The organism is Lentzea sp. NPDC060358 (genome assembly GCF_042725365.1).
Classification (GTDB): domain Bacteria; phylum Actinomycetota; class Actinomycetes; order Mycobacteriales; family Pseudonocardiaceae; genus Lentzea.
Genome location: NZ_JBHXCW010000427.1, coordinates 1 through 3,095 on the forward strand (window position 1 = coordinate 1; position 3,095 = coordinate 3,095).

At 69.0% G+C, this 3,095-nt stretch carries 1 protein-coding gene and 1 pseudogene; one reads left to right on the forward strand and one right to left on the reverse strand.

What is annotated here, in order from left to right:
• Window positions 1-141 precede the first annotated feature (141 nt).
• Window positions 142-2,448 (reverse strand): DNA helicase PcrA, encoded by a 2,307-nt coding sequence (gene pcrA / locus ACFWGZ_RS40445; protein ID WP_382456881.1) that lies wholly within the window; start codon window positions 2,446-2,448, stop codon window positions 142-144.
• Between the two features lie 277 nt (window positions 2,449-2,725).
• Between pcrA and ACFWGZ_RS40450 the strand changes: the two are divergent.
• Window positions 2,726-3,010 (forward strand): annotated as a pseudogene (locus ACFWGZ_RS40450) (chorismate mutase); the annotation flags it as partial.
• Window positions 3,011-3,095: the final 85 nt, after the last annotated feature.

Here is a 3,095-nt window from a genome sequence, read left to right on the forward strand (position 1 = left end):
CACCCCTCCTCAGGTGCAGCAGAGCATCCGGCACGACTCGTGACGGGGAGCCACCGGAACCTTCGTTTCAGACCGGACTGCTCGGCTTCGCCATCGCTGGCTCGCCTTCGGCTTCGCAGGGGTGTGCTCGGCTTCGGTGTGTCAGAGCTTGGTCATCGGGACGCTGCCGATCAGCATCAGGCGGACTGTGCCGGAGCCGCCGAAGTCGATCGTCGCCGTGGCCCTCAGGCCCGCTCCGTCCACTGCCACCACTCGGCCCAGGCCGTACTTGTCGTGGGTCACCCGGTCGCCCACTTCCAGCTTCATCGCCGGGGCGTCCTTCCAGCCCGGTTTGCCCGGGGCTGGGCGGGTCAGGCCCCGGGAGGCTATGCCGCCCGAGGCTGAGCGGCCCCACGTCGTCGCTGTTGCCGGGCCTGAGCGGGAGGGTTCCACCCTGCGCCAGTCGAGCAGGTTCTCCGGGATCTCTCCCAGGAACCTCGAGGCCGGGTTGGCGGAGGGCTGGCCCCAGGCCGAGCGGACCAGGGCCCTGGACAGGTACAGGCGGCGTTGGGCCCTGGTGATGCCCACGTAGGCCAGGCGGCGTTCTTCTGCCAGTTCTGCCGGGTCTCCCAGGGCTCGCATGTGCGGGAAGACGCCGTCCTCCCAGCCCGTGCTGAAGACGACCGGGTATTCGAGGCCCTTGGCCGTGTGGATGGTCATCAGGGTGACCACGCCGTCGGACTCCGCGTCCGGGATCGAGTCCGCGTCCGCCACCAGGGAGACCCGTTCCAGGAACGCCGGGAGGGACGGGACCGGTTCCGCGCCTTCCGGGAGTTCCAGTTCCGTGAACTCGCGGGCGACGGTCACCAGCTCGTTGAGGTTCTCGATCCTCGTGTGGTCCTGGGGGTCCTCGCTGGCCTCCAGTTCCGACCGGTAGCCGGACTTCTCCAGGACCGCTTCGAGGATGTCGGCCACGTCGTCCTCGCGGGCGACCATCTCGCCGAGTTCGTCCATCATCTCCACGAAGCCCGCCAGGGCGTTGCGGGAGCGCGGGTTCAGCATCGGGACCCGGTCGAGGTCGCGCAGGGCCGCGGCGAAGCTGATGCGCTCTCGTTCCGCGTAGGCGCTGACGCAGGCCTCCGCCCTCTCGCCGATGCCGCGCTTCGGGACGTTGAGGATGCGGCGCAGCGAGACCGTGTCCTCCGGGTTGGCCAGGGTGCGGAGGTAGGCCAGGGCGTCGCGGACCTCCCTGCGCTCGTAGAAGCGGACGCCGCCGACCACTCGGTACGGCAGGCCGAGGCGGATGAAGATCTCCTCGAAGACCCGCGACTGGTTGTTGGTGCGGTAGAAGACGGCGATCTCGGAGTTGTTCACCTCACCGCCGTCGACCAGGCGGTCGATCTCGTTCGCGACGAACGCGGCCTCGTCGTGCTCGTTGTCCGCTACGTAGCCGACGATCTTCTCGCCCTCGCCGAGGTCGGACCAGAGCGACTTGTCGCGGCGGTTCGGGTTGCGGGAGATCACCGCGTTCGCGGCGGTCAGGATGTTCTGGGTGGAGCGGTAGTTCTGCTCCAGCAGGATCGTGGTGGCGTCCGGGTAGTCGCGCTCGAACTCCACGATGTTGCGGATCGTCGCGCCGCGGAAGGCGTAGATCGACTGGTCGGCGTCGCCCACCACGCACAGCTCCGCCGGCGGGATCTCGCCGCCCGCCTTGCCCACGAGCTCGCGCACCAGCGTGTACTGCGCGTGGTTGGTGTCCTGGTACTCGTCGACCAGCACGTGGCGGAAGCGGCGGCGGTAGTGCTCCGCCACGTCCGGGAAGGTCTGCAGGAGCTCCACGGTCCGCATGATCAGGTCGTCGAAGTCGAGCGAGTTCGACTCCGTCAGGCGGCGCTGGTAGACCGTGTAGACCTCGGCGACGCGGCGTTCCAGGTCGTTCGTGGCCTGGGCGGTGGCGGTCTCCGGGTCGATCAGCTCGTTCTTGAGGTTCGAGATGTGCACGGCGAGGGTGCGGGCCGCGTACTTCTTCGGGTCGAGGTCGAGGTCCCGCGCGACGAGCGTGACGAGGCGGCGCGTGTCGTCGCTGTCGTAGATCGAGAAGTTCGACGACATGCCCAGCGTCTTCGCCTCGCGGCGCATCACGCGGACGCACATCGAGTGGAACGTCGACACCCACATCGAGCGGGCGCGGGCGCCCACCATGTCGGCGACGCGCTCCTTCATCTCGGCGGCGGCCTTGTTCGTGAACGTGATGGCCATGATCTCGCCGGGGTGCACGTCGCGCGCCGCGAGCAGGTACGCGATCCGCCTGGTGAGGACGCGCGTCTTGCCGGACCCGGCACCCGCCACCACGAGCAGGGGCGAGCCGGAGTGCTCCACGGCACGGCGCTGCGCGGGGTTCAGGTCGTCGAGCAGGTGGCCCGCGCGGGAAACGGGGGGACTTGAGGGCAAGTCGAACAAGGCGCTCATCGTCCATCCACGGTACCGGGCGGCACCGACAAATCCGTGACCACCCGACCACGTGTTCGATCCGGCCCCCGCTCGGGCGTCCCAACCGGTGGGCCGGCCGGCGCCGGGGCTTGGCACCGGACGGTCGTTCTGTGCAACACTGACTTCGTGCGCGTGACGTTCTTCGAGTTTTTCTACGGGACCCGGACTCCGGCTCCCGTGGTCGTCTAGCGCTTACCAAGCCACCACGAAGCCCCGGAGTCCTCGGACCCCGGGGCTTCGCTGCTTCCGGGCCAGGGCTCGAAGAGTCGAGAGGTCGTCACCGATGGACACCACCACCGAGCCGGACATCAACGAGCTGCGCCAGGAGATCGACCACCTGGACGCGGAAATACTGCGCCTCGTGCAGCGGCGCGTCGAGATCTCCAAGATCATCGGTGCCGCGCGGATGGCCGCCGGCGGCACCAAGATCGTGCACAACCGCGAGATCGACGTCCTCAACCGCTACAAGCCGCTCGGCCCGGAGGGCAAGGACCTCGCGCTGACGCTGCTCAAGATGGGCCGCGGCCCGCTCGGCAGGTAGGTGAGGTGCCGGCCCGGCGTCACAGCACGCCGGGCCAAAAAGGCTCGAGCGCCTCCCGCACGCGGCCGAGGTCCGCGTCGACGAG

Coding starts and splice junctions, on each gene's coding strand:
- pcrA (WP_382456881.1), bottom strand. CDS start 2,448: ATGAGCGCCTTGTTCGACTTGCCCTCAAGTCCCCCCGTTTCCCGCGCG.